19 protein-coding genes and 2 pseudogenes are annotated in these 21,139 nt (G+C 71.7%); 14 read left to right on the top strand and 7 right to left on the bottom strand.

Going from position 1 to position 21,139, the window contains the following annotated elements:
- The 12 genes and pseudogenes from CCN35_RS27575 to CCN35_RS03825 form a co-directional block, all read left to right on the top strand.
- Positions 1-146 (top strand): annotated as a pseudogene (locus tag CCN35_RS27575) (integrase core domain-containing protein); the annotation flags it as partial.
- Between the two features lie 118 nt (positions 147-264).
- Positions 265-837: a GNAT family N-acetyltransferase gene (locus CCN35_RS03875; RefSeq protein ID WP_067400429.1), complete on the top strand. Its 573-nt coding sequence runs from the start codon at positions 265-267 to the stop codon at positions 835-837.
- Positions 838-1,221: 384 nt separating this feature from the next.
- Positions 1,222-2,913, top strand: a complete 1,692-nt coding sequence (locus CCN35_RS03870) for a nitrite/sulfite reductase (RefSeq protein WP_067400432.1) — start codon at positions 1,222-1,224, stop codon at positions 2,911-2,913.
- Positions 2,910-3,092 carry a hypothetical protein gene (locus tag CCN35_RS03865; RefSeq protein ID WP_086791521.1) on the top strand — a complete coding sequence of 61 codons (183 nt, stop codon included), beginning with the start codon at positions 2,910-2,912 and terminating at the stop codon, positions 3,090-3,092. Before CCN35_RS03870 ends, CCN35_RS03865 begins: the two co-directional genes overlap by 4 nt.
- Entirely contained in the window at positions 3,089-3,799 is a 711-nt protein-coding gene (locus CCN35_RS03860; RefSeq protein ID WP_067400439.1) for a phosphoadenylyl-sulfate reductase, read from the top strand. Before CCN35_RS03865 ends, CCN35_RS03860 begins: the two co-directional genes overlap by 4 nt.
- Positions 3,800-3,825: 26 nt before the next feature.
- Positions 3,826-4,362, top strand: a complete 537-nt coding sequence (gene cysC, locus CCN35_RS03855) for an adenylyl-sulfate kinase (protein WP_067400442.1) — start codon at positions 3,826-3,828, stop codon at positions 4,360-4,362.
- Positions 4,359-5,303: a sulfate adenylyltransferase subunit CysD gene (gene cysD / locus CCN35_RS03850; protein WP_067400446.1), complete on the top strand. Its 945-nt coding sequence runs from the start codon at positions 4,359-4,361 to the stop codon at positions 5,301-5,303. The genes cysC and cysD overlap by 4 nt, the downstream gene beginning before the upstream one ends.
- A gap of 2 nt (positions 5,304-5,305) precedes the next feature.
- Positions 5,306-6,640, top strand: a complete 1,335-nt coding sequence (locus CCN35_RS03845; RefSeq protein WP_067400453.1) for a sulfate adenylyltransferase subunit 1 — start codon at positions 5,306-5,308, stop codon at positions 6,638-6,640.
- Between the two features lie 226 nt (positions 6,641-6,866).
- Complete coding sequence (locus CCN35_RS03840; RefSeq protein WP_067400456.1) at positions 6,867-7,982, top strand: aliphatic sulfonate ABC transporter substrate-binding protein; 1,116 nt, start codon at positions 6,867-6,869, stop codon at positions 7,980-7,982.
- A 27-nt stretch (positions 7,983-8,009) separates the two neighbouring features.
- On the top strand, positions 8,010-8,798 hold the full coding sequence (locus tag CCN35_RS03835; RefSeq protein WP_211285487.1) for an ABC transporter ATP-binding protein: 789 nt from the start codon (positions 8,010-8,012) through the stop codon (positions 8,796-8,798).
- Positions 8,785-9,675, top strand: a complete 891-nt coding sequence (locus CCN35_RS03830; RefSeq protein WP_086791517.1) for an ABC transporter permease — start codon at positions 8,785-8,787, stop codon at positions 9,673-9,675. The genes CCN35_RS03835 and CCN35_RS03830 overlap by 14 nt, the downstream gene beginning before the upstream one ends.
- A 3-nt stretch (positions 9,676-9,678) precedes the next feature.
- Positions 9,679-10,452 (top strand): sirohydrochlorin chelatase, encoded by a 774-nt coding sequence (locus tag CCN35_RS03825; protein ID WP_067400473.1) that lies wholly within the window; start codon positions 9,679-9,681, stop codon positions 10,450-10,452.
- Positions 10,453-10,616: 164 nt separating this feature from the next.
- On the opposite strand, the gene CCN35_RS29925 is transcribed toward CCN35_RS03825, so the two are convergent.
- Positions 10,617-10,742 carry a hypothetical protein gene (locus tag CCN35_RS29925; RefSeq protein WP_268877217.1) on the bottom strand — a complete coding sequence of 42 codons (126 nt, stop codon included), beginning with the start codon at positions 10,740-10,742 and terminating at the stop codon, positions 10,617-10,619.
- A gap of 241 nt (positions 10,743-10,983) precedes the next feature.
- Positions 10,984-11,535 carry a DUF1697 domain-containing protein gene (locus tag CCN35_RS03820; protein WP_086791513.1) on the bottom strand — a complete coding sequence of 184 codons (552 nt, stop codon included), beginning with the start codon at positions 11,533-11,535 and terminating at the stop codon, positions 10,984-10,986.
- A 404-nt stretch (positions 11,536-11,939) separates the two neighbouring features.
- Between CCN35_RS03820 and CCN35_RS03815 the strand changes: the two genes are divergently transcribed.
- Complete coding sequence (locus tag CCN35_RS03815) at positions 11,940-14,183, top strand: MMPL family transporter (protein ID WP_086791511.1); 2,244 nt, start codon at positions 11,940-11,942, stop codon at positions 14,181-14,183.
- 86 nt (positions 14,184-14,269) lie between these two features.
- On the opposite strand, the gene erm is transcribed toward CCN35_RS03815, so the two are convergent.
- Together erm and mgt are read right to left on the bottom strand one after the other, a co-directional pair.
- Positions 14,270-15,058: an ErmE/ErmH/ErmO/ErmR family 23S rRNA (adenine(2058)-N(6))-methyltransferase gene (gene erm, locus CCN35_RS03810; protein WP_067396671.1), complete on the bottom strand. Its 789-nt coding sequence runs from the start codon at positions 15,056-15,058 to the stop codon at positions 14,270-14,272.
- Positions 15,059-15,494: 436 nt separating this feature from the next.
- A pseudogene (gene mgt, locus CCN35_RS03805) lies at positions 15,495-16,708 on the bottom strand (macrolide-inactivating glycosyltransferase).
- A gap of 195 nt (positions 16,709-16,903) precedes the next feature.
- Between mgt and CCN35_RS03800 the strand changes: the two are divergent.
- Complete coding sequence (locus CCN35_RS03800) at positions 16,904-17,767, top strand: phosphotransferase enzyme family protein (RefSeq protein ID WP_067396669.1); 864 nt, start codon at positions 16,904-16,906, stop codon at positions 17,765-17,767.
- Positions 17,768-17,938: 171 nt separating this feature from the next.
- On the opposite strand, the gene CCN35_RS03795 is transcribed toward CCN35_RS03800, so the two are convergent.
- The 3 genes from CCN35_RS03795 to CCN35_RS03785 all read right to left on the bottom strand — a co-directional run bounded on the left by CCN35_RS03795 (position 17,939) and on the right by CCN35_RS03785 (position 21,139).
- Positions 17,939-18,814: a glycosyltransferase family 2 protein gene (locus CCN35_RS03795; protein WP_086791509.1), complete on the bottom strand. Its 876-nt coding sequence runs from the start codon at positions 18,812-18,814 to the stop codon at positions 17,939-17,941.
- Between the two features lie 138 nt (positions 18,815-18,952).
- The gene (locus CCN35_RS03790; protein WP_067396665.1) at positions 18,953-19,666 is read right to left on the bottom strand and encodes an exonuclease domain-containing protein; all 714 of its coding nucleotides are present in this window, start codon (positions 19,664-19,666) and stop codon (positions 18,953-18,955) included.
- Between the two features lie 216 nt (positions 19,667-19,882).
- The gene (locus CCN35_RS03785; RefSeq protein WP_245862998.1) at positions 19,883-21,139 is read right to left on the bottom strand and encodes an SAV2148 family HEPN domain-containing protein; all 1,257 of its coding nucleotides are present in this window, start codon (positions 21,137-21,139) and stop codon (positions 19,883-19,885) included.

Below are 21,139 nucleotides of genomic sequence, written 5' to 3'. Positions count from 1 at the left end.
ACACCCGCCCCTACCGGTCAGAACAACAACGACGCGACGCCTTCCCCGACTGGCTGCACACCTACAATCACCACCGCGGACACACCGCGCTGAAAGGCCAGCCACCCGCCAGCCGCGTCCCTAACCTCTCAGGGCAATACAGCTAGGGCGCCGCCCCCGGGGCGCACATGACGACACGGCGGGAGCGCCGGTCCGGGGCGGACACGGGTGAGACGGGACACCTTCGATCGACAGCGGCCCGGGACGGATGATTCCCTGACCGGCATGACGAGCATCGCCGTGACCACCTGGTCCCTGGAGCAGACCTCACCGCACGACCTCCTGCCGGCCGCCGTGCCCGAGGGGGAGGTGCGCATCGTCCGCTCCGAGGTGCCCTCCCCCGAGTTCAGCCGGTTCCTGTACACCTCGGTCGGCGCCGACATCCGGTGGACGGACCGGCTGGGGTGGACGTACGCCCAGTGGCAGGAGTACCTGGAGCGTCCGGGTGTCGAGACATGGGTGGCGTACGAGCGCGGCACACCGGCGGGTTACGTCGAGCTGGAGGCCCAGGACGAGGGCGTCGTGGAGATCGTCTACTTCGGTCTGATCCGGTCCTTCCGCGGCCGCGGCATCGGCGGGCACCTGCTGTCGTACGGCACCGCCCGCGCCTGGGACCTGGCCGACCGCTGGCCGGGACGGCCGCCGACGAAGCGGGTGTGGCTGCACACCTGCAGCAAGGACGGCGAGTACGCGATGGACAACTACCTGCGCCGCGGCTTCCGGCTCTTCGACACCAAGGTCGAGACGGAGCCGGACGTTCCGACACCGGGCCCCTGGCCGGGGGCCTATCGGGCCTGAACCGTACGAACACCGGCACACGCGACTTCCGCGACATACCCCATCGGTTTCTCGAACCCCGAGACAAGGATGTCCGTATCACGGACAATGCTGGACGCTGTCCAGACCTCCGTGCCACGCTTCCGCCATGTCTGGAACCGGGATCGCCTTGGTGAGCCGACGGCACGTCGACCACGGCCACATGTCCAGCGCCATCTGTCCGGCCTGCTGACCTCGCCCGCACCGGCCCGACGCCACGGGCCCGGCAACCGGTTCCTCCCTCCCCGTTTTCCTGCCCTTCCGCCTGCGCAATGAGGCGCGGGTGTGTCCGTCTGCCCGCTGACCTGCGCGGATTCGCAGGTCCAAAGCCGCATTCCCCCCGCTGTCCCGAAGGACGTATCGACCATGGCTGCCTCCCCGCAGAAGTCTGTCGCGCCCCGCCGCAAGGTGACCCGTCACCGTGGCGAGGGGCAGTGGGCCGTAGGGCATCTGACCCCGCTCAACAGCAACGAGCAGTTCAAGAAGGACGACGACGGTCTCAATGTGCGGACACGCATTGAGACGATCTACTCCAAGCGCGGCTTCGACTCCATCGACCCCACCGACCTGCGGGGGCGCATGCGCTGGTGGGGCCTGTACACCCAGCGCAGGCCCGGTATCGACGGCGGCAGGACCGGAGTTCTGGAACCGGAGGAGCTGGACGACCGCTACTTCATGATGCGGGTGCGCATCGACGGCGGCCGGCTGACCACCCGGCAGCTGCGGGTCATCGGCGAGATCTCCCAGGAGTTCGCGCGCGGCACCGCCGACATCACCGACCGGCAGAACATCCAGTACCACTGGATCCGGATCGAGGACGTGCCCGAGATCTGGAACCGGCTGGAGGCGGTCGGCCTGTCCACGGTCACCGCCTGCGGCGACACCCCGCGGGTGATGATCGGTTCGCCGGTCGCCGGCATCGCCGCGGACGAGATCATCGACGCCACTCCGGCCCTGGAGGAGATGAAGCGCCGCGTCCTGGGCAACAAGGCCTATTCGAACCTCCCCCGGAAGTTCAAGACGGCCATCTCCGGCTCCCCCCTGCTGGACGTGGTGCACGAGATCAACGACGTCGCGTTCGTCGGTGTGCGTCACCCCGAGCACGGGCCGGGCTTCGACCTGTGGGTGGGAGGAGGTCTGTCCACCAACCCCAAGCTGGGGGTGCGGCTGGGTGCCTGGGTGCCGCTGGAGGAGGTCCCGGACGTCTACGAGGGCGTTCTGTCGATCTTCCGTGACTACGGCTACCGCCGGCTGCGCAACCGCGCCCGGCTGAAGTTCCTCGTCGCCGACTGGGGCCCGGAGAAGTTCCGTCAGGTGCTGGAGGACGAGTACCTGAAGCGCAGGCTCGTCGACGGGCCCGCCCCCGAGCAGCCCGTCCAGCAGTGGCGCGACCACATCGGTGTGCACCGGCAGAAGGACGGCCGTTTCTACGTCGGCTTCGCCCCGCGCGTCGGCCGGGTCGACGGCACCACCCTGACCAAGATCGCCGACCTGGCCGAGGCCCACGGCTCCGAGCGGGTCCGCACCACCGTCGAACAGAAGATGATCATCCTCGATGTCGAGGAGGACCGGGTCGACTCGCTGCTCGAGGGCCTGGAGGCGCTGGACCTGACCGCCCGGCCGTCCTCGTTCCGGCGCGGCACCATGGCCTGCACCGGCATCGAGTTCTGCAAGCTCGCCATCGTCGAGACCAAGGCGCGCGGCGCCCGGCTGATCGACGAACTCGAGCGCCGTCTGCCGGACTTCGACGAGCCGATCACCATCAACCTCAACGGCTGCCCGAACGCCTGCGCCCGCATCCAGGTCGCGGACATCGGCCTGAAGGGCCAGCTGGTCCTGAACGACAAGGGCGAGCAGGTCGAGGGCTACCAGGTGCACCTGGGCGGCGCACTCGGCCTGGAGCCCGGCTTCGGCCGCAAGGTGCGCGGTCTGAAGGTCACGGCGGACGAACTGCCCGACTACATCGAGCGGGTGCTCAGGCGCTACCTGAAGGAGCGCGAGGAGGGCGAGCGCTTCGCCGCCTGGGCCGCCCGTGCCTCCGAGGAGGCGCTGTCGTGAGCGAGCGGGCGACGCCGTTCTACTGCCCGTACTGCGGCGACGAGGACCTGCGTCCCGGCGAGCAGGGCCATGGCAGCTGGGAATGCGCGGCGTGCAACCGGGGGTTCCGGCTGACGTTCCTCGGGCTGCTGGCCCGGGGTGTCGGGCGGGCCGACCACAAAGGGGACCAGCGGATATGACGACGACTCAGGAAGAGCGCGACGCCGGTGAGTTGAAGGAGCTGGCCGAGCGGGCCGGACGCGACCTGGAGGACGCCTCCGCGCTGGAGATCCTCCAGTGGGCGGCCGACACCTTCGGCAAGCGGTTCTGCGTGACCTCCTCGATGGAGGACGCGGTGGTCGCCCACCTCGCCTCCCGTGTCCTGCCCGGTGTGGACGTGGTGTTCCTCGACACCGGCTACCACTTCCCGGAGACCATCGGCACCCGCGACGCGGTCGAGGCCGTGATGGACGTCAACGTCATCACCCTCACCCCCCGGCAGACGGTCGCCGAACAGGACGCCGAGTACGGCCCGAGGCTGTACGAGCGCGACCCCGATCTGTGCTGCCGCCTGCGCAAGGTGCAGCCGCTGGAGGAGGGCCTCGAGGGCTATCTGGCGTGGGCGACCGGACTGCGCCGCGACGAGTCCCCGACCCGGGCGAACACCCCGGTGGTCGGCTGGGACGCCAAACGGCAGAAGGTCAAGATCTCCCCGATCGCCCGCTGGACCCAGAGCGACGTGGACGCCTACGTCGCCGAACACGGCGTGCTCACCAACCCGCTGCTGATGGACGGCTACGGCTCCATCGGCTGCGCGCCCTGCACCCGGCGGCTGCGGGAGGGCGAGGACGCGCGGGCCGGCCGCTGGGCGGGCACCGCCAAGACCGAGTGCGGACTGCACACATGACGACCCATCGGACTCAGGAGAACCACGTGACGAGCGGAGCCACCGTCTGGCTCACGGGCCTGCCGAGCGCCGGCAAGACCACCATCGCGCGGGAGCTGGCCGGGCGGCTGCGCACGGAGGGCCACCGCGTCGAGGTGCTCGACGGCGACGAGATCCGCGAGTTCCTCTCCGCGGGCCTCGGCTTCAGCCGCGAGGACCGGCACACCAATGTGCAGCGCATCGGTTTCGTCGCCGAACTGCTCGCCCGCAACGGCGTGCTGGTCCTGGTCCCGGTGATCGCACCGTACGCGGACAGCCGGGACGCGGTGCGCAAGCGGCACGAGAAGAACGGGACCACCTACCTCGAGGTGCATGTGGCCACTCCGGTCGAGGTGTGCTCCGCACGCGATGTGAAGGGCCTGTACGCCAAGCAGGCCGCCGGCGAGCTGACCGGCCTGACCGGCGTCGACGACCCGTACGAGGAGCCCGTCTCGCCGGATCTGCGCATCGAGTCGCAGCACCAGACCGTCCAGGAGTCCGCGGCGTCCGTGTACGCCCTGCTCAGCGAAAGGGGACTGGTATGACGACCGTCGCCGAGGTCACGGGGGGCGGCAGGGCCGCAAACAGCCCGTACTCCCTCTCCCACCTGGACGCCCTCGAGTCCGAGGCGGTGCACATCTTCCGCGAGGTGGCGGGCGAGTTCGAGAACCCGGTGCTGCTGTTCTCCGGCGGCAAGGACTCGATCGTGATGCTGCACCTGGCGCTGAAGGCGTTCGCCCCGGCCGCCGTCCCCTTCCCGCTGCTGCACGTGGACACCGGGCACAACTTCCCCGAGGTCCTCGCCTACCGGGACCGCACGGTGGCCCGGCACAACCTGCGCCTGCACATCGCCTCCGTGCAGGACTACATCGACCGCGGCGTCCTCAAGGAACGCCCCGACGGCACCCGCAACCCGCTGCAGACCCTGCCGCTGACCGAGAAGATCCGAAGCGAGCGGTTCGACGCCGTCTTCGGCGGCGGACGCCGCGACGAGGAGAAGGCCCGCGCCAAGGAGCGGGTGTTCTCGCTGCGGGACGAGTTCTCCCAGTGGGACCCGCGCCGCCAGCGGCCCGAGCTGTGGAACCTCTACAACGGCCGGCACGCGCCCGGCGAGCACGTACGGGTGTTCCCGCTGTCCAACTGGACCGAGCTGGACGTCTGGCAGTACATCGCCCGCGAGGGCATCGAGCTGCCCGAGATCTACTTCGCCCATGAGCGCGAGGTGTTCCTGCGCAACGGCATGTGGCTGACCGCCGGCGACTGGGGCGGCCCCAAGGAGGGCGAGCGGGTCGAGAAGCGGCTGGTGCGCTACCGCACGGTCGGCGACATGTCCTGCACCGGGGCCGTCGACTCGGACGCCGACACCGTCGAGAAGGTGATCGCCGAGATCGCCGCGTCGCGCCTGACGGAGCGCGGCGCCACCCGGGCCGACGACAAGCTGTCCGAGGCCGCGATGGAGGACCGCAAGCGCGAGGGGTACTTCTGAGGATGAGCACGACCACCACCGAGGAGCTCCCGGCCACCACCCTGCTGCGGTTCGCCACCGCGGGCTCCGTCGACGACGGCAAGTCCACGCTCGTCGGCCGGCTGCTGCACGACTCCAAGTCGGTCCTGGCCGACCAGCTGGAGGCCGTGCGCCGCGCCTCGGCCGGCCGCGGCCAGGACTCCCCGGACCTCGCGCTGCTGACGGACGGTCTGCGGGCCGAGCGCGAGCAGGGCATCACCATCGACGTGGCCTACCGCTACTTCGCCACCCCGCGCCGCCGGTTCATCCTCGCGGACACCCCGGGCCATGTGCAGTACACGCGGAACATGGTCACCGGCGCCTCCACCGCCGAGCTGACCGTGATCCTGGTGGACGCCCGCAACGGCGTGGTGGAGCAGACCCGCCGGCACGCGGCGATCGCGGCCCTGCTCCGGGTCCCGCACGTGGTGCTCGCGGTCAACAAGATGGACCTGGTGGGCCACCGGGAGTCCGTGTTCGCCGCGATCGCCGAGGAGTTCACGGCGTACGCGACCGAGCTGGGCATCCCCGAGGTCACCGCCATTCCGATCTCGGCGCTCCACGGCGACAACGTGGTCGAACCGTCCGCGACCATGGACTGGTACGGCGGCCCGACCGTCCTGGAGCACCTGGAGACGGTCCCGGTCAGCCACGACCTGGCGCACTGCCACGCCCGGCTGCCCGTGCAGTACGTGATCCGGCCGCAGACCGCCGAGCACCCCGACTACCGCGGCTACGCGGGCCAGATCGCCGCCGGCACCTTCCGGGTCGGCGACGAGGTCACGGTGCTGCCGTCGGGCCGTACGACCCGGATCTCGGGCATCGACCTGCTGGGCAGGCCGGTCGACGTGGCCTGGACGCCCCAGTCGGTGACCGTTCTGCTGGAGGACGACCTCGACGTCTCGCGCGGCGATCTGATCGTGCCGAGCAAGGACGCGCCCGCGACCACCCAGGACGTGGAGGCGACCGTCTGCCATCTCGCCGACCAGCCGCTGACCGTGGGCCACCGGGTGCTGCTCAAGCACGGCACCCGCACGGTCAAGGCGATCGTCAAGGACATCCCGTCCCGGCTGACCCTCGACGACCTGTCCCTGCACCCGCACCCGGGCCGGCTCGTCGCCAACGACATCGGCCGGGTGAAGATCCGCACCGCCGAGCCGCTGCCGGCCGACTCCTACGCCGACTCGCGCCGCACCGGCTCCTTCATCCTGATCGACCCGTCCGACGGCGCCACGCTCACCGCGGGCATGGTCGGCGAGTCGTTCGCCTCGCCGGAGCCGGTCAAGGACACGGCCGACGACGACGGGTGGGACTTCTGAGCATGAACCTCTCCGACGACTTCTACTCCACGTTCGCCAAGGAGGGCGGCCGGATCGGCAGCGGCGCCCTCGGCAGCGGACAGGGGGGAGTGGCCCGATGTGCGTGCTGACCCACGCGCCCTGCCCGCGCGCCCGCACCCCTCACCGCTTACCGAGACAACCTGCCGCTTCCCGGCCGCGGCCCCAGGGGCCGTGACCGCCGGGCCGACGAGAGGACGGACCTTTCGTGCCTGCCACCCACCGCCTCCCCATACTCCGGCGCGCCCTGACCGCCGCCGTCGCCCTTCCGCTGCTCGCACTCGCCGCCTGCGGCTACGGCTCCCAGGCCCAGAACGACGGCTCCCGGCAGAAGGTCGCCGCCGGGGCCGAGAAGATCGACGGCCTGGACTCCGTCCGGATCGGCTACTTCGGCAATGTGACGCACGCGACCGCCCTGGTCGGCGTGGAGAAGGGCTTCTTCCAGAAGGCCCTGGGCGGCACGGCCGTCAAGACCTCCGTCTTCAACGCCGGCCCCTCCGAGATCGAGGCGCTCAACTCCGGCTCCATCGACATCGGCTGGATCGGCCCCTCCCCGGCGATCAACGGCTACACCAAGTCCGGCGGCAAGAACCTGCGCATCATCGGCGGTTCGGCCTCCGGCGGGGTCAAGCTCGTGGTGAACCCCAAGAAGATCAAGTCCCTCGAGGACGTCAAGGGCAAGAGGATCGCCACCCCGCAGCTCGGCAACACCCAGGACGTGGCGTTCCTCAACTGGATCGCGGAGCGGGGCTGGAAGGTCGACGCGCTCAGCGGCAAGGGCGACGTCTCGGTGCTCCGCACCGACAACAAGGTCACCCCGGACGCCTACAAGGCCGGTTCCATCGACGGCGCCTGGGTGCCGGAGCCGACCGCGTCCAAGCTGGTCGCCGAGGGCGCCGAGGTGCTGCTGGACGAGTCGACGCTGTGGCCGGACAAGAAGTTCGTGATCACGAACATCATCGTGTCGCAGAAGTTCCTCAAGGAGCACCCGAAGGCCGTGGAGGCCGTGCTGAAGGCCTCCGTCGAGACCAACAGGTGGATCAACGCCCACCCGGACGAGGCGAAGGCCGCGGCGAACAAGCAGCTGCGGGCCGTCACCGGCAAGGCGCTGCCCGAGAACGTCCTGGACATGGCCTGGGAGTCCATCCGGATCACCGACGACCCGCTGGCGTCCACCCTGAACACCCAGGCACAGCACGCGGTCAAGGCGGGGCTGCTGGAGAAGCCGAAGCTGGACGGCATCTACGACCTCACCCTGCTGAACAAGGTCCTCAAGGCCGAGGGCGAGCCCACCGTCGACGACGCCGGACTCGGCGTCAAGTAGAGCCGTAGCCGAAGAGTTCCCCGGGAGATGACGAGCATGGCCACGACCCTCGCCACGGCCGCCGAGCCCGTAGTGCACGCGGCACGCCTCGAGAACGTCTCGAAGTCCTACACGACTCCGGGCGGGCAGCAGCTCGTCCTGGACGGCATCAGCCTCGATGTCGCCCCGGGCGAGTTCGTCACCCTCCTGGGGGCCTCGGGCTGCGGCAAGTCCACCTTGCTGAACCTGGTGGCGGGCCTCGACCGGCCCACCTCCGGCTCCCTCACCACGGACGGCCGCCCCGCCCTGATGTTCCAGGAGCACGCCCTGTTCCCGTGGCTGACCGCGGGCAAGAACATCGAACTCGCCCTGAAGCTCGGGGGGGTGCCGAAGCCGCAGCGCCGCGCCAGGGCCGAGGAGCTGCTCGAGCTGGTCCGGCTGAAGGGTGCGTACGGCAAGCGGGTGCACGAGCTGTCCGGCGGCATGCGCCAGCGCGTGGCCCTGGCCCGCGCGCTCGCCCAGGAGAGCAAGCTGCTGCTGATGGACGAGCCGTTCGCGGCCCTGGACGCCATCACCCGGGACGTGCTGCACGACGAGCTGACCCGGATCTGGCAGGAGACCGGGGTGTCGGTCCTGTTCGTGACGCACAACGTGCGCGAGGCGGTGCGGCTCGCCCAGCGCGTGGTCCTGCTGTCCTCCCGTCCGGGCCGGGTGGCCCGCGAGTGGACGGTGGACATCCCGCAGCCGCGCCGTATCGAGGACGCGCCCGTCGCGGAGCTGTCCCGGGAGATCACCGAAGTACTGCGTGGGGAGATCCGCCGCCATGGCCAGCACTGACACCAAGACGGACCGCAGCGCCGAACTGGCCGATGTGGAGGCCGGACTCGACGCGCTGGAGACCACCGAGACCGGGCGCACGCCCGTCCGGCGGATCGTCGTCGACAAGGTCCTGCCGCCGATCGTGGCGATCACGGTGGTCCTGGTGGTCTGGCAGGCGCTGATCTCCTTCAAGGTGGTCGACGACCCGAGCAAGCTGCCCTCGCCGGCCGATGTGGGCCGCGAGTTCCAGGCCGCCTGGCTGCAGGGCACGCTGCTCGACTTCATCTGGACGTCCGTCTCGCGCGGTCTGCTGGGCTTCCTGCTCGCGCTGGCGATCGGCACCCCGCTGGGGGTGCTGGTGGCCCGGGTGAAGTTCGTGCGCGCGGCCATCGGCCCGATCCTGTCGGGTCTGCAGTCGCTGCCGTCGGTGGCGTGGGTGCCGGCGGCGGTGATCTGGCTGGGCCTGAACAACTCGATGATGTACGCGGTGATCCTGCTCGGCGCGGTCCCGTCCGTCGCCAACGGCCTGGTGTCCGGCATCGACCAGGTGCCGCCGCTGTTCCTGCGGGCGGGCCGCACGATGGGGGCGACGGGGCTGCGGGGCGCCTGGCACATCGTCCTGCCGGCCGCGCTGCCGGGCTATCTGGCCGGTCTGAAGCAGGGCTGGGCGTTCTCCTGGCGTTCGCTGATGGCGGCGGAGATCATCGCCTCCTCGCCGGATCTGGGCATCGGTCTGGGCGCCCTGCTGGAGAACGGCCGGAACGCGAGCTCCATGCCGATGGTGTTCCAGGCCATCATCCTGATCCTGTTCGTCGGTGTCGCCATCGACCTGCTGATCTTCAGTCCGCTGGAGCGGTGGGTGCTGCGCAACCGTGGTCTCCTGGTGAAGAGCTGACCCATGTCCCGGCACCCCGTCCAGCCCGTGCAGCCCGCGCAGCCCGTCCTCCTGGTCGTCGCCCACGGCAGCCGTGACCCGCGGCACGCCGCCACCGTGCACGCCCTGGTGCGGCGGGTGCGCTCCCTGCGCCGCGGGCTGCGGGTGGAGACCGGCTTCCTCGACTTCGACCTGCCCTCCCTGCGGGGCGTGCTGGAGTCGCTGGCGGCCCAGGGGGTGCGGGACGTGGTGGCCCTGCCGCTTCTGCTGACGCGCGCCTTCCACGCGAAGACGGACATCCCGTCGGTGCTGCGTCAGGCGCCGTCGCGGCTGCGCATCCGGCAGGCCGACGTCCTCGGCCCGTCACCGCTGCTGACCCAGGCCCTGGAGCGCCGGCTGCACGAGGCGGGGCTGTCCCCCGCCGACAAGTCCTCGACCGGGGTCGTCCTGGCCTCGGCGGGGTCCTCCGACCCGGAGGCGATCGCAGTGATCGCAGACATCGCGCGGGAGTGGCGGCGCAGGGGTTGGTGCGCCGTGCGGCCTGCGTTCGCCTCCGCTTCTCCTCCGCGCACCGAGGACGCGGTGCGCGCACTGCGGTCGCTGGGCTGCGCGAAGGTCGCGGTCGCGCCGTACGTGCTGGCCCCGGGCCTTCTGCCGGACCGTATCGCGCGGGGCGCCGCCGAGGCACGGGCCGACGTCCTGGCCGATGTGCTCGGCCCGGCGCCGGAGGTGGCGCGGGTGCTGCTGGAGCGGTACGACGCGGCCCGGCTGCCGCTGCGGGCGGGCCCGGGCATCTGACGGACGGGCCGGCCGCCGCCCACCGGACACCCCGGTGTGCGACGGTCACCGTTCCCTACAGCGTCGAGCGCCGCCCAAGTGTCACAGCGGCACCGCGGAAAGGCCCGGACAGGGGTCAGAACTCGCCGACTCGCCCTCTCCCGCCGACGGCGGTCGGCATCGGATCACCCCGCCGGCTCGGCCCGCATCCGCACGGCCTCGGCGTCGCGCGCGGCGGCCTGGGCGAGCAGCTTCCGCAGCACGAGCACCGGTGCCGACGAGCACCACCGCGAGCACGGCCCGCAGCGCATGCACGGTCAGCTTCCCCATACCCCCCTTCCATCGAATTGCGATGGAAATCTATCGAATTTCGATAGATGGAGCAGGGTTGGAACGGAGGGTGCGCAGTACACACGACACACGGCTGCCGAGAGGCCGGAAGGAACGGCCGCGTGTCAGCTCCGTTGCGGTTCCGGGCCCAAGGGGGCGTTCGGCGTGTTCGAAGACCCCGGGCGCCTGCCGGCCCCCCTCGGAGGACGGCGCCCGCCCCCGTCAGGCGTCCTGGGCGGTGAGTTCGACGAGTTTGAGCACCGTGTTCCAGTTGCGGCTGGTCGCGATCACGCCCTTGTTCAGCCGGGGCCTGGACAGATGCTCGGCCAGCTTGGAGCGGCCCGCTCCGTTCGGCGCGTACAGGTACAGGGCACGGTCGCCGAGGCGGAACTCCTCGGGCAGGTAGGCGGTCCGGTCGATCTCCGCGAAGCGCGCCGCGTCGACGGGGGCGGAGTAGTAGGTGACGTGCAGCTGCTTGCCCGCCAGTTCGGCGGCCGGGAACGGACAGGCCTCGGCGACCGCCCGCAGATAGGCGTGATCACGCACGATCACGTCCACCGGGAACCCGAACCGCCGCGCGACGGCCTCCGCGAGCTCCGCGGCCAGCGACTCCTCGTCGCCGCGCCCGGAGGTGAAGACGGCCTGCCCGCTTTGCAGATACGTACGGACACCGGTGTGACCGAGATCCTCCATCAGGGTGCGCAGCTCGGCCATCGGGAGCTTCCTGCTGCCCCCCACATTGATTCCGCGCAACAGCGCCGCATACGTCGTCATCCGTCCACCCTAGGGCGGCCGCCGTGCCCCGTGGGGGCGGGCACGGCAGCCGCTCCGGAGTGGACGGACCCGTTCGAAACGATGGCCGATCGCGGCGTACGGTTCAACTTCTGTACGCGGCTGTGACTGGTTCAACATTCCGCGGCCATGGGTTCCGCCCCCTCCGGCGGAACGTACACCCTGATCCCCGCCCCGGAAAAACCCGGATTGTTGTAAGGGCCCGCCGTCCTCCTCAGTGCGGAGGGCACGGAGTCCGGGAGGAGGAGCCACGGCGGCGGCACTTCACCGGGCAGCACGACGAGACCGACTTGTCCGGCTCCTACCTTCGACTCAGAAGGGGGCGGCAGGGAGCCGCCTCCGCGTGCGCAGGGGCCCACGGGGCCCGCGAAGGGGGCGAGCCCGTCATGGGGAACGGAGGAGATACGCCTCCGCGCGGCTTCGCCGCGCGGGCCGGCGGCTGGAGCGCCCGGCATCCCTGGGCCGCCGTCGGCATCTGGGTGCTGTTCGTCGTCCTGGCGGTGGGACTCGGTTCGGTGACGGGCCGGCAGGACGTCCAGCAGGGCGAGCAGCTCAAGGGCGAGACGCACACGGCCGCGCGGATCCTCGAGGACGCGGGGATCGAGGAGCCGGCCGGCGAGACCGTCCTGATCCAGGCGAAGGACGGCAGCACCAGGGCCACGGACGCCGGCTTCCGGGCGGCCGTCGCCGACGTGATCGAGGCTGTCGAGGCGACCGGCCAGGTCACCGACGTGGCCTCGCCGTACGACACGAACACCATCTCCCGGGACGGCCGCAGCGCGCTGGTGCGGTTCGCGATACGCGGTGACGCGGACACCGCGGGCGAGCGGGTGGGACCGGTGCTGAAGGCCGTCGAGGACGTCCAGAAGGACCACACCTCGCTGCGGATCGAGGAGATCGGCGGCGCCAGCATCCAGAAGCAGTACTCCGACGCCTTCGGGGAGGACTTCAGGAAGGCCGAGTACTCCGCCGTTCCGGTGGCCCTCGGCATTCTGCTGATCGCCTTCGGCGCGCTGGTGGCCGCGCTGCTGCCGGTGGCGCTGGCGCTCACCGCGGTCATGGCGACGATGGGCCTGATGGCCGTCGTCAGCCATCTGCAGCCGATGAGCGACACCGCCAACTCCGTGATGCTGCTGGTCGGCATGGCGGTCGGTGTCGACTACTGCCTGTTCTACCTGCGCCGCGAACGCGAGGAACGGGCGGCCGGACGCGACGCGGGCGCCGCGCTGCGCATCGCCGCCGCGACCAGCGGCCGTGCCGTCGTCGTCTCCGGTGTGACGGTGTGTGTGGCGATGGCGGGCATGCTGTTCACCGGAATCGCCGAGTTCGAGGCGATGGGCCTCGCCTCGCTGATGGTGGTGGCGGTCGCGATGATCGGGTCGGTGACCGTGCTGCCGGCACTGCTGTCCCTGCTGGGCGAGCGGGTCGAGAAGGGGCGGATCCCGTTCCTGGGGCGGCGCGACGGCCGTGCCGAGAGCCGGTTCTGGAAGGCCGTCCTGCGGCGGGTGCTGGCCCGGCCCGTGCTGTCGGTCGTGGTGGCGGCCGGTGCGCTGCTCGCCGTCGCGGCTCCGGCTCTCGGCATGAGGACCTCGGAGCTCACCCTGGACCAGGAGTTCAGCGACTCGCTGCCCGTCGTGCAGACGTACAACCGGGTCAATGAGGCCTTCCCGGGCGGCTCCGGTCCGGCCCGGGTGGTGGTCGAGGCCGAGGACATCACGGCCCCTCAGGTGCGCCGGGCGCTGGAGGAGTTCAAGGAGCAGGCGGTCGCCTCCGGGGCCTCGCACGGCCCGGTCGGCGTCCGGCTGTACGAGGCGCGGAACGTGGCCGTCGTCTCCGTCCCGCTGGTCGGCGGCTCCGACCTGGACAAGGCCGGGGAGAGCCTGCGGAAACTGCGGGACGAGGTGCGGCCCGCCACCCTGGGCCGGGTCGACGGGGTGCGGGCGCCGATCACCGGTCAGGTCGCCGGCTCGCACGACTTCAACGACCAGCTCGTCGGCTCCGTCGTCCCGGTCTTCGCCTTCGTCGTGGTCCTCGCCTTCCTGCTGATGCTGCTCTCGTTCCGCTCGCTGAGTATCGCGATCGCGTCGATCCTGCTGAACCTGCTGTCGGTGGGCGCGGCCTACGGCATCCTCGTCACCGTCTTCCAGCACGGCTGGGGCGCCTCCCTGGTGGGCGCCGACGGGGTCGGGGCGATCGTCACCTGGCTGCCGCTGTTCCTGTTCGTGATCCTGTTCGGTCTGTCGATGGACTACCACGTCTTCGTGGTCTCCCGGATCCGCGAGGCACGGCTGCGCGGCCTCGGCACGAAGGAGGCGATCCAGCACGGTGTGATCACGACGGCGGGCGTCGTCACCAGTGCCGCCGTCATCATGGTCGCCGTCTTCGCGATCTTCGGCACGCTGTCCATGCAGTCCATGAAGCAGATGGGTGTGGGCCTGGCGGCCGCGGTCCTCATCGACGCGACCGTCATCCGCGGTGTGCTGCTGCCCGCGGTGATGTCCCTGCTGGGCGAACGCACCTGGTACCTGCCCGCATGGCTGCGCCGCCTCCCCGACCTCACCCATGACACGCCCCCGCGGCAGGAGGCCGTCCCGCCCGCGCCGAGGACGGGCGAGCGCCTGAAGGTCTGAACCGTCCCTCGTGCAGGGCCCGTCGGCCGCGGAAGCCGACGGGCCCTTCGTACGGCCGTCCGGCGAGGACGCCCCGGCCGGCGCCGTCAGGAGGTCAGCACCTCGTGCAGCACCAGCCAGCGCTCCGGGGGCACCTCCCCCACCGGAATCCCGGGATCGAGCCGGGCGGCACGGAACGCGGCCGACACCCGCCGCCCGGGGTGGGCCCGGCGCAGCGAGGCGTACAGCGAACCGCCCACCCCGGTGAACCCCAGCTCGACCGTCCGCCGCCAGCTGCCGGCCCGGGACGGGTCGACCAGGGGGACGCGGCGGCGCTCGATCCGGATCACTCCGGCGTCGACCCGTGGCACGGGCCGGAACCGGGTCCGGCCGACCCGTGCCACCAGACGCCACTCGAACCACGGCCAGCTGCGCACGGTCAGCAGCGTCCACCGTCCGTAGTCGCCGGTGCGTTTGCGGGCGTACTCGAGCTGGGTGAGAAGCGTGGCGTCGGTGAGGGCGGGGGCGCGCAGACACCAGTCGACGATCTCCGCCGTGCGGGAGTAGGGCACGTTCCCGGCGACGGAGAACGGGGTGCGCGGAGGCCGCACGCCGAGGAAGTCTCCGTGGACGATCCGTACGTGCGGTGTGTCCGAGAAACGGGTGCGCAGGACGGGCACGAGCCGTGGGTCGATCTCGTAGGCGCGCAGCTCGCGGCAGCGCGGGGCGAGCGTCGCGGTCAACGCGCCTTTTCCGGCACCGACTTCGAGCAGCAGGGGCTTGTGCCGTGCAGAGGGGACGGCGAGGTGGGCGAGGCGTTCGGCGGTGGCGCGGTCGGCGAGGAAGTTCTGCGACAGCGCACGGGAGATGGACGAAGTGCGTGCGAAGCGGGCCATGGCCTGCGGTCCTTGTCTTCCGTGGGAGTGAGAAAGGGCAGCCGAAAGCCCTGACCGGAAGACAGGAGAAGAACGACAGCAGCGGGGAGAAGCGAGGAAAAGGAGGAGAGAAAAAAGAGAACGCAGGCGCGGTGCGCCGCTCAGCGGATGGAGCTGCTCCCCGGACCGGTCAGGGCACCAGGGCCGCGTCGCACTCGCTGGGAGTACACGCTGCCCCGGCCGAGACCGGAGACGACGATCGCGTTGAAAGCTGCCACGGACGCAACGCTAGGTCCCGCCGGTGCCGGGGACAAATGATTTTCCCGGAGCCCTGTCGCGAAAAAGGTGCGGGGCCCGTCGGCCGGCATGAACCGACGGGCCCCGCACCCGCACCGACCCGGCATTGGCACCGGCACCCGGTCACCGGTGCTCCCCTGCCGGGCCTGCCGGGGTTCTGTCACCGGCGGCCGGCGGGCAGTTCGGCCTCGATGAGATCGGCCGCCCGCTGCGTCCCGCCCTCCTGGGCCATCTCGGCCTGGACGGCCTTCAGCCGCCGGGCGACCTCGGGGTCGTCGACCAGGGCGAGGGCGGCGGCGCGCAGGGCCTCCGCTGTCGCCTGTTCCTTGGGATGTGGCGGGCGACGCCGAGGTCCTGGAGCATGTCCGCGTTGCCGAACTGGTCGACGGCCTGCGGCACGGCGATCATCGGCGTGGCGGTGGCCAGTCCCTCCTGGCTGCCGCCGGCCCCGGCGTGCGTGACGAACAGGTCGGCCTGGCGCAGGACCGCCGGCTGCGGCACCCAGGACCGCACCTCGACGTCGGCGGGGACGTCGCCGAGCTCGGCGGGGTCCACATGCCGGCCGATCTGGAGCACCAGATGCCAGCCCGGCAGCCCGGCGAAGGCCCGGACGCACTCCCGGTAGAAGGCGGGCTGCTTGGTGAAGGCCGAGCCGAGCGAGACGAGCACCACCTTCTCGGCCCCGGCCGGCCGCTGCCAGTCCCCCTCGGCCGAGCGGTCGCCCTGGCAGGCGCCGACGAAGGTGTACACCTTCTCGTCGACCCGGTCGGCGTGCGGCTGCAGCACCCGTGGGATCAGGACGAGCGAGCGGGCGGGGCGGCCGACGAAGAGGTCCGGGTGCTGGGTGATCCCGTTCTCCTTCAGCCAGGCCTCGAAGCGGGCGTAGTAGGCCCGGCCCCGTTCCGTCTTCCTGGGCTTCGCCCACATCGGTTCGGCGACCTCCTCCTCGTAGCCCTCCCAGGCGACGAGGCTCGGCGAGAGGGAGATCGCCGGCACGCCCCAGCGACGGGCGAGGACACGGGCCGGATAGGCGGCGATGTCGTACAGGACCAGGTCGGGCTCGTCGCCCTCGTAGGCCTCGCTCAGCTGGGGCAGGGCCTGGATCGCGTCGTCCAGGAACGGCTCGACGTGGTCGAGCAGCGTGGTCCCCCAGGCGGACGGGTCGTCGTCGGGCGAGGGCAGCGTGGAGTGCCAGAGTCTCACCTCGGCCCCGGTCGCGGCGACCTTGTCCGCGAACACCGGCGGGATGGCGTAGGTGACCCGGTGCCCGCGCGCGACGAGTTCCCGGATCACCTCCAGGCTGGGGTTCACGTGCCCGTGGGCGGCGATGGAGAACATGGCGATGTGAGCACCGGTCGTCATGCCGCCCACCATGAACGAGACCGGATGCCGTGTCCAAACGTTTTCACGGCGGCCCCGAACCGCCCGGCCATGGCACCGGGCACCGACCGTGACCTGTGCGAATGCGACACTGGCCGACTGCGGCACTGACCGACGAACGGCAGGCTTCCCGGGGCGGACGCCCCGCCCCGGCTGCCGGGTACGGACTTGGAGGACGGAGGCACAGGGATGGACGAGGCACGGGCACGAAAGGTGCTGGTCAAGGCGGGGGTCGTGTCCGGTCCGGGGCGGGACGCCGAGCTGCTCGCCCTGGGCGAGAACGCGGTGTTCGCCGTCGGGGACCTCGTCGTGAAGGTGGGCCGTGACGCCGAGCTGCTGGAGCGGGCGCAGCGGGAGCTGCGTGTCGCGGTGTGGCTGGCCGAGGCCGGGGTGCCCGCCGTGCGGGCCGCCGAACCCGAGGCCGTCCTCGTCGAAGGGCATCCGGTGACCCTGTGGCACCGGCTGCCCGAGCCGGTGCGGCCCGCCGAGCCGCGGGACCTGGCCGGGCTGCTGCGTCTCGTGCACGCGCTGCCCGCTCCCGGCTTCGCCCTGCCGCCGCGCGAGCTGCTGGGCGGCGTGGAGCGCTGGCTGCGGCTCGCGGGCGACGCCATCGACCCGGCCGACGCGGCGTTCCTGCGCGAGCGCCGCGACGGCTTCGCGGCGGCCGTCGCCGCGCTCACCCCCCATCTGCCGCCGGGCCCGATACACGGCGACGCGCTGCCGCGCAATGTGCACGTCGGCCCGGACGGACCCGTCCTGGTCGACCTGGAGACCTTCTCCGCCGATCTGCGGGAGCACGACCTGGTGGTCATGGCCCTGTCCCGGGACCGCTACGGCCTGCCCGCCGAGGCGTACGACTCCTTCACCGAGTCCTACGGCTGGGACGTACGGGAGTGGGAGGGCTGCTCGGTGCTGCGCGGGGCCCGGGAGACGGCCAGCTGCGCCTGGGTCGCCCAGCACGCGCCGGGCAACCCCAAGGCTCTGGCCGAGTTCAAGCGCCGGGTGGCGTCCCTGCGGGACGAGGACCCCACGGTGCGCTGGCACCCCTTCTGACGGGACGGGCCCTCCCTGCGACGGCTCGGACCGCCTCGCCCGCCGGTTCCCTGGCGGTCACGTCCCGTCGACCGCCGTCGAGGAGGGACCCGCTACGCGGACTGGCCGACAGGACGCACGGGGGCGAGCCCGGCCCGGCCGCGGGCCGAGTCCGAAGCCGCGAACGCCCGATCAGACGACCGGCGGCCGGCCCAGCCGGGTCATCCGCCACACCGTGGACCACCGCATCGGCCGGCGGGGCGGGCACGGTGTGCGCAGGCCCTCGGCGAACCCGTTGAACCAGGCCCGCAGCCCCGCCGCCGATCCGGTGCGGGCCACGGTCAGCACGGTCCAGACACCCAGACAGACGGGGACGAGGGGGGCGGGAAGGTGCCGTTTGGCGAGCCAGACCCGGTTGCGGGCGACCATGCGATGAAAGACCGCGTGCCGGGTCGGCGATGTCCACGGGTGCTGGAGCACCAGCTCCGGCGCGTAGAGCACCTTCCAGCCCGCGTCCAGCGCCCGCCAGGCCAGGTCGGTCTCCTCGTGCGCGTAGAAGAACGGCTCGGGCCAGCCGCCGATCCGGTCCAGCATCCGCAGGGACAGGGCGTGTCCGCCGCCCAGGAACGTCGTCACCAGCCCGCCCCGCATCGGATCCGATGCGCGCAGGCGCGGGACGTGGCGGCGCTGGGTGCGGCCTCGCTCGTCGGCGATGCGGAAACCGACGATGCCCAGCCGCTCGTCCGCGGCGTACGACTCCGTCAGCCGGGTGAAGACGTCCGGGCTGATCAGCAGGCCGTCGTCGTCCAGGTTCACCACCACATCGACGTCCCCGAACTCCCGCAGCCGGGCCAGGGCGGCGTTGCGGCCGCCGGCCACGCCCAGGTTCTCCGGCAGCTCCACACCGGTGACCCACTCGGGCAGGGGCGGCAGCGGTGCTCCGTTGCCGACGACCACCACCCGCGCGGCAGGCGTGTCCTGTCCGGCGACCGACTCCAGCAGGTCGGCCAGCTCGGCGGGCCGCGTGCCCATGGTCAGGACGGCGACGCCTACGCGCGGGTGACGCACGGATGAACTCCCGTCCTCGACTCCGGTGCCAGTGATGCCGGCCGTCCCGGCGCCGGCCGGCGGTCGTACGCCGGAGGCCGGCGACGCCGGTCTGCTCGTCCGGCCGCCGGGGTGCCGTCCGGCCGTTCGGTGCGTCCGTCAGCGGACGTAGGGGATGACGGGCCAGGACGGCTCGACGGTCGCCTCCGGGTTCGAGGTGCGCCGGAGGTACTTCTGCAGCGATGCCGCCTGCTCGGCCGCCGCACGCACCTGGAGATCGTGGAGGTCCGGCAGGGCCAGCTCCGCCAGGGCCGAGTGCTTCTCCCCCATGCGCCGGGCGGCCCGGGCCGCCGCCACGGCGTCCGCGACGGCGTTGTGCGCGTCGTCGAGCTGCACCCCGTAGTGCGCGCAGAGCGCCCGGAGGTTCCGCTTCCCCTTTCTGTAGCGCTCCACGTGCTTGTCCAGGACCAGGGGGTCGATGACGGGCGACACCCGTCCGCGCAGTCGTTCGGCCAGTGGTGCTATCCCGTACCGGCGGCACTCGCGGTCCAGCAGCGAGAGGTCGTACCGCGCGTTCATCACCACCAGGGGAGTGCCCGAGTCCAGCACCTCGCCGACCGCGGAGGTGATCTCCTCGATGGCGGAGGCGGCCGGTTCCCCGTGCTTGCGGGCGTGCTCCGTGGAGATGCCGTGGATCGCCGCGGCCTCCTCGGGGATGGCCGCCCCCGGATCGAGCAGCCAGGTGCGGACGTCGGGAAGCCGCTCGTCCGGGTACACGATCACGACCGCCGCGGTGACGATCCGGTCGGCCTCGACGTCGGTCCCCGTGGTCTCCAGGTCGAAGGCCGTCAGCGGCCCCTTGATCCAGCTCATCCGATCACGACCTTCGCGGCGGTGCGCGCCGTGCGCGGTTCCGTCCCGGTCGTCTCCAGGCCGAAGCCGATCAGCGGCTCCCGGTGCCGGCCCATGGCAGTCCCCCTCCTCGATGGTGCTTTCCCCCGGTGGCCTCCACGATGGCACGGGCCACTGACAGGCCGAGGGCGGCGTTCCGCTTTCCGCCCGGACGGCGGACCGGACAGCGGGGGTGTTTCAGGACACCGGGCGCGAGTCCTCCCACATCAGCTCGAATTCCTCGCGGTAGGAGGAGAAGAGCCCGCCCTCCTCGGCCTCGCCCGACTTGACCACCCGGGTGCCGTTGCGCAGGACGAACACCGGGGTCTCCATGCCCCGGCTGCGCCTCAGGTAGGACTGCACGACCGCGATGCCGTCCGGGCCGTCGCCGTCCACCAGGTAGGCGGTGACACGGGGGGTCTCGTCGTAGACCTGGATCTCGAAGGCCCCCGGGTCGCGCAGCCGGGAGCGCACCCGCCGCACGTGCAGGATGTTCATCTCCACCGAGCGGCTCAGCTCGCCCCGTTTGAGCCCGAGCTCGCGCTCGCGCCGCTTCACCGCGCTGGAGGCCGGGTTGAGGAACAGCAGCCGCACCCGGCAGCCGGACTCGGCGAGCCGGACCAGGCGGCGGCCGGAGAAGTTCTGCACGAGCAGGTTCAGCCCGATGCCCATGGCGTCCAGGCGGCGGGCGCCGCCGAAGATGTCCTCGGCCGGGAACTGGCGCAGCAGCCGGACCCGGTCCGGATGCACCGCGACCACGTCGGCGTACCGGTCGCCGACCAGGTCCTCCACCGCGTCCACCGGCAGCCGCCGCGCGGAGGGCACGTCGCCGCTCGTGCCGAGGATCTCCAGGATCCGTGCGGAGGCGCGCTCGGCCTGGGCCAGCACGGCCTCGGACAGGGCCCGGTTGCGGGAGACGACGTTGCGGGTCACCTCCAGCTCGTCCAGGGCCAGCTCGAGGTCCCGGCGCTCGTCGACGTACGGCTCGAAGCACGGCCAGTGCTGCACCATCAGCTCGCGCAGCTGCGGCAGGCTGAGGAAGCTGATCACGTTGTCGTCGGCCGGGTCGAGCAAGTACCCCTTGCGGCGGCTGACCTCGCGCACCGCGACCGCCCGCTGCACCCACTCCTGGCCGGCCGGTCCGGCCGCGGCCACCACCCAGTCGTCGCCGTGGACGGGCTCGTAGACGGGCCGCAGGACGGCGGTCACGACGGCGCGCAGCCGCTGCTCGACGAGATTCAGCCATATGTAGGCCCGGCCGGCCCGCTGAGCGCGTGTACGCACCTCATGCCAGGCGTCGGCGTCCCACTCCAGCTCCGGTCCGATGGCACCCGCGCCCATCGGCCGGGCCAGCGACACCGTGCCGGGCGGGACCTCCGCGGAGCCTCCCTCATGACCTCCGTCACCAGGGGGCAGCTCCAGCCCTCCCGAGCCCACCCGCACACCGCCTTCCAC

Source organism: Streptomyces thermovulgaris (genome assembly GCF_002155915.1).
Lineage (GTDB): Bacteria > Actinomycetota > Actinomycetes > Streptomycetales > Streptomycetaceae > Streptomyces > Streptomyces thermovulgaris.
Note: the sequence above shows the minus strand (reverse complement) of the source record. Positions and strands in the feature narration are given on the sequence as shown.

Coding starts and splice junctions, on each gene's coding strand:
- CCN35_RS03800 (WP_067396669.1), top strand. CDS start 16,904: ATGGACGAGGCACGGGCACGAAAGGTGCTGGTCAAGGCGGGGGTCGTG.
- cysD (WP_067400446.1), top strand. CDS start 4,359: ATGACGACCGTCGCCGAGGTCACGGGGGGCGGCAGGGCCGCAAACAGC.
- erm (WP_067396671.1), bottom strand. CDS start 15,058: ATGGCCCGCTTCGCACGCACTTCGTCCATCTCCCGTGCGCTGTCGCAG.
- CCN35_RS03875 (WP_067400429.1), top strand. CDS start 265: ATGACGAGCATCGCCGTGACCACCTGGTCCCTGGAGCAGACCTCACCG.
- CCN35_RS03790 (WP_067396665.1), bottom strand. CDS start 19,666: ATGAGCTGGATCAAGGGGCCGCTGACGGCCTTCGACCTGGAGACCACG.
- CCN35_RS03860 (WP_067400439.1), top strand. CDS start 3,089: ATGACGACGACTCAGGAAGAGCGCGACGCCGGTGAGTTGAAGGAGCTG.
- CCN35_RS03870 (WP_067400432.1), top strand. CDS start 1,222: ATGGCTGCCTCCCCGCAGAAGTCTGTCGCGCCCCGCCGCAAGGTGACC.
- CCN35_RS03815 (WP_086791511.1), top strand. CDS start 11,940: ATGGGGAACGGAGGAGATACGCCTCCGCGCGGCTTCGCCGCGCGGGCC.
- CCN35_RS03820 (WP_086791513.1), bottom strand. CDS start 11,535: ATGACGACGTATGCGGCGCTGTTGCGCGGAATCAATGTGGGGGGCAGC.
- CCN35_RS03825 (WP_067400473.1), top strand. CDS start 9,679: ATGTCCCGGCACCCCGTCCAGCCCGTGCAGCCCGCGCAGCCCGTCCTC.
- CCN35_RS29925 (WP_268877217.1), bottom strand. CDS start 10,742: ATGCGCTGCGGGCCGTGCTCGCGGTGGTGCTCGTCGGCACCGGTGCTC.
- CCN35_RS03830 (WP_086791517.1), top strand. CDS start 8,785: ATGGCCAGCACTGACACCAAGACGGACCGCAGCGCCGAACTGGCCGAT.
- CCN35_RS03845 (WP_067400453.1), top strand. CDS start 5,306: ATGAGCACGACCACCACCGAGGAGCTCCCGGCCACCACCCTGCTGCGG.
- CCN35_RS03835 (WP_211285487.1), top strand. CDS start 8,010: ATGACGAGCATGGCCACGACCCTCGCCACGGCCGCCGAGCCCGTAGTG.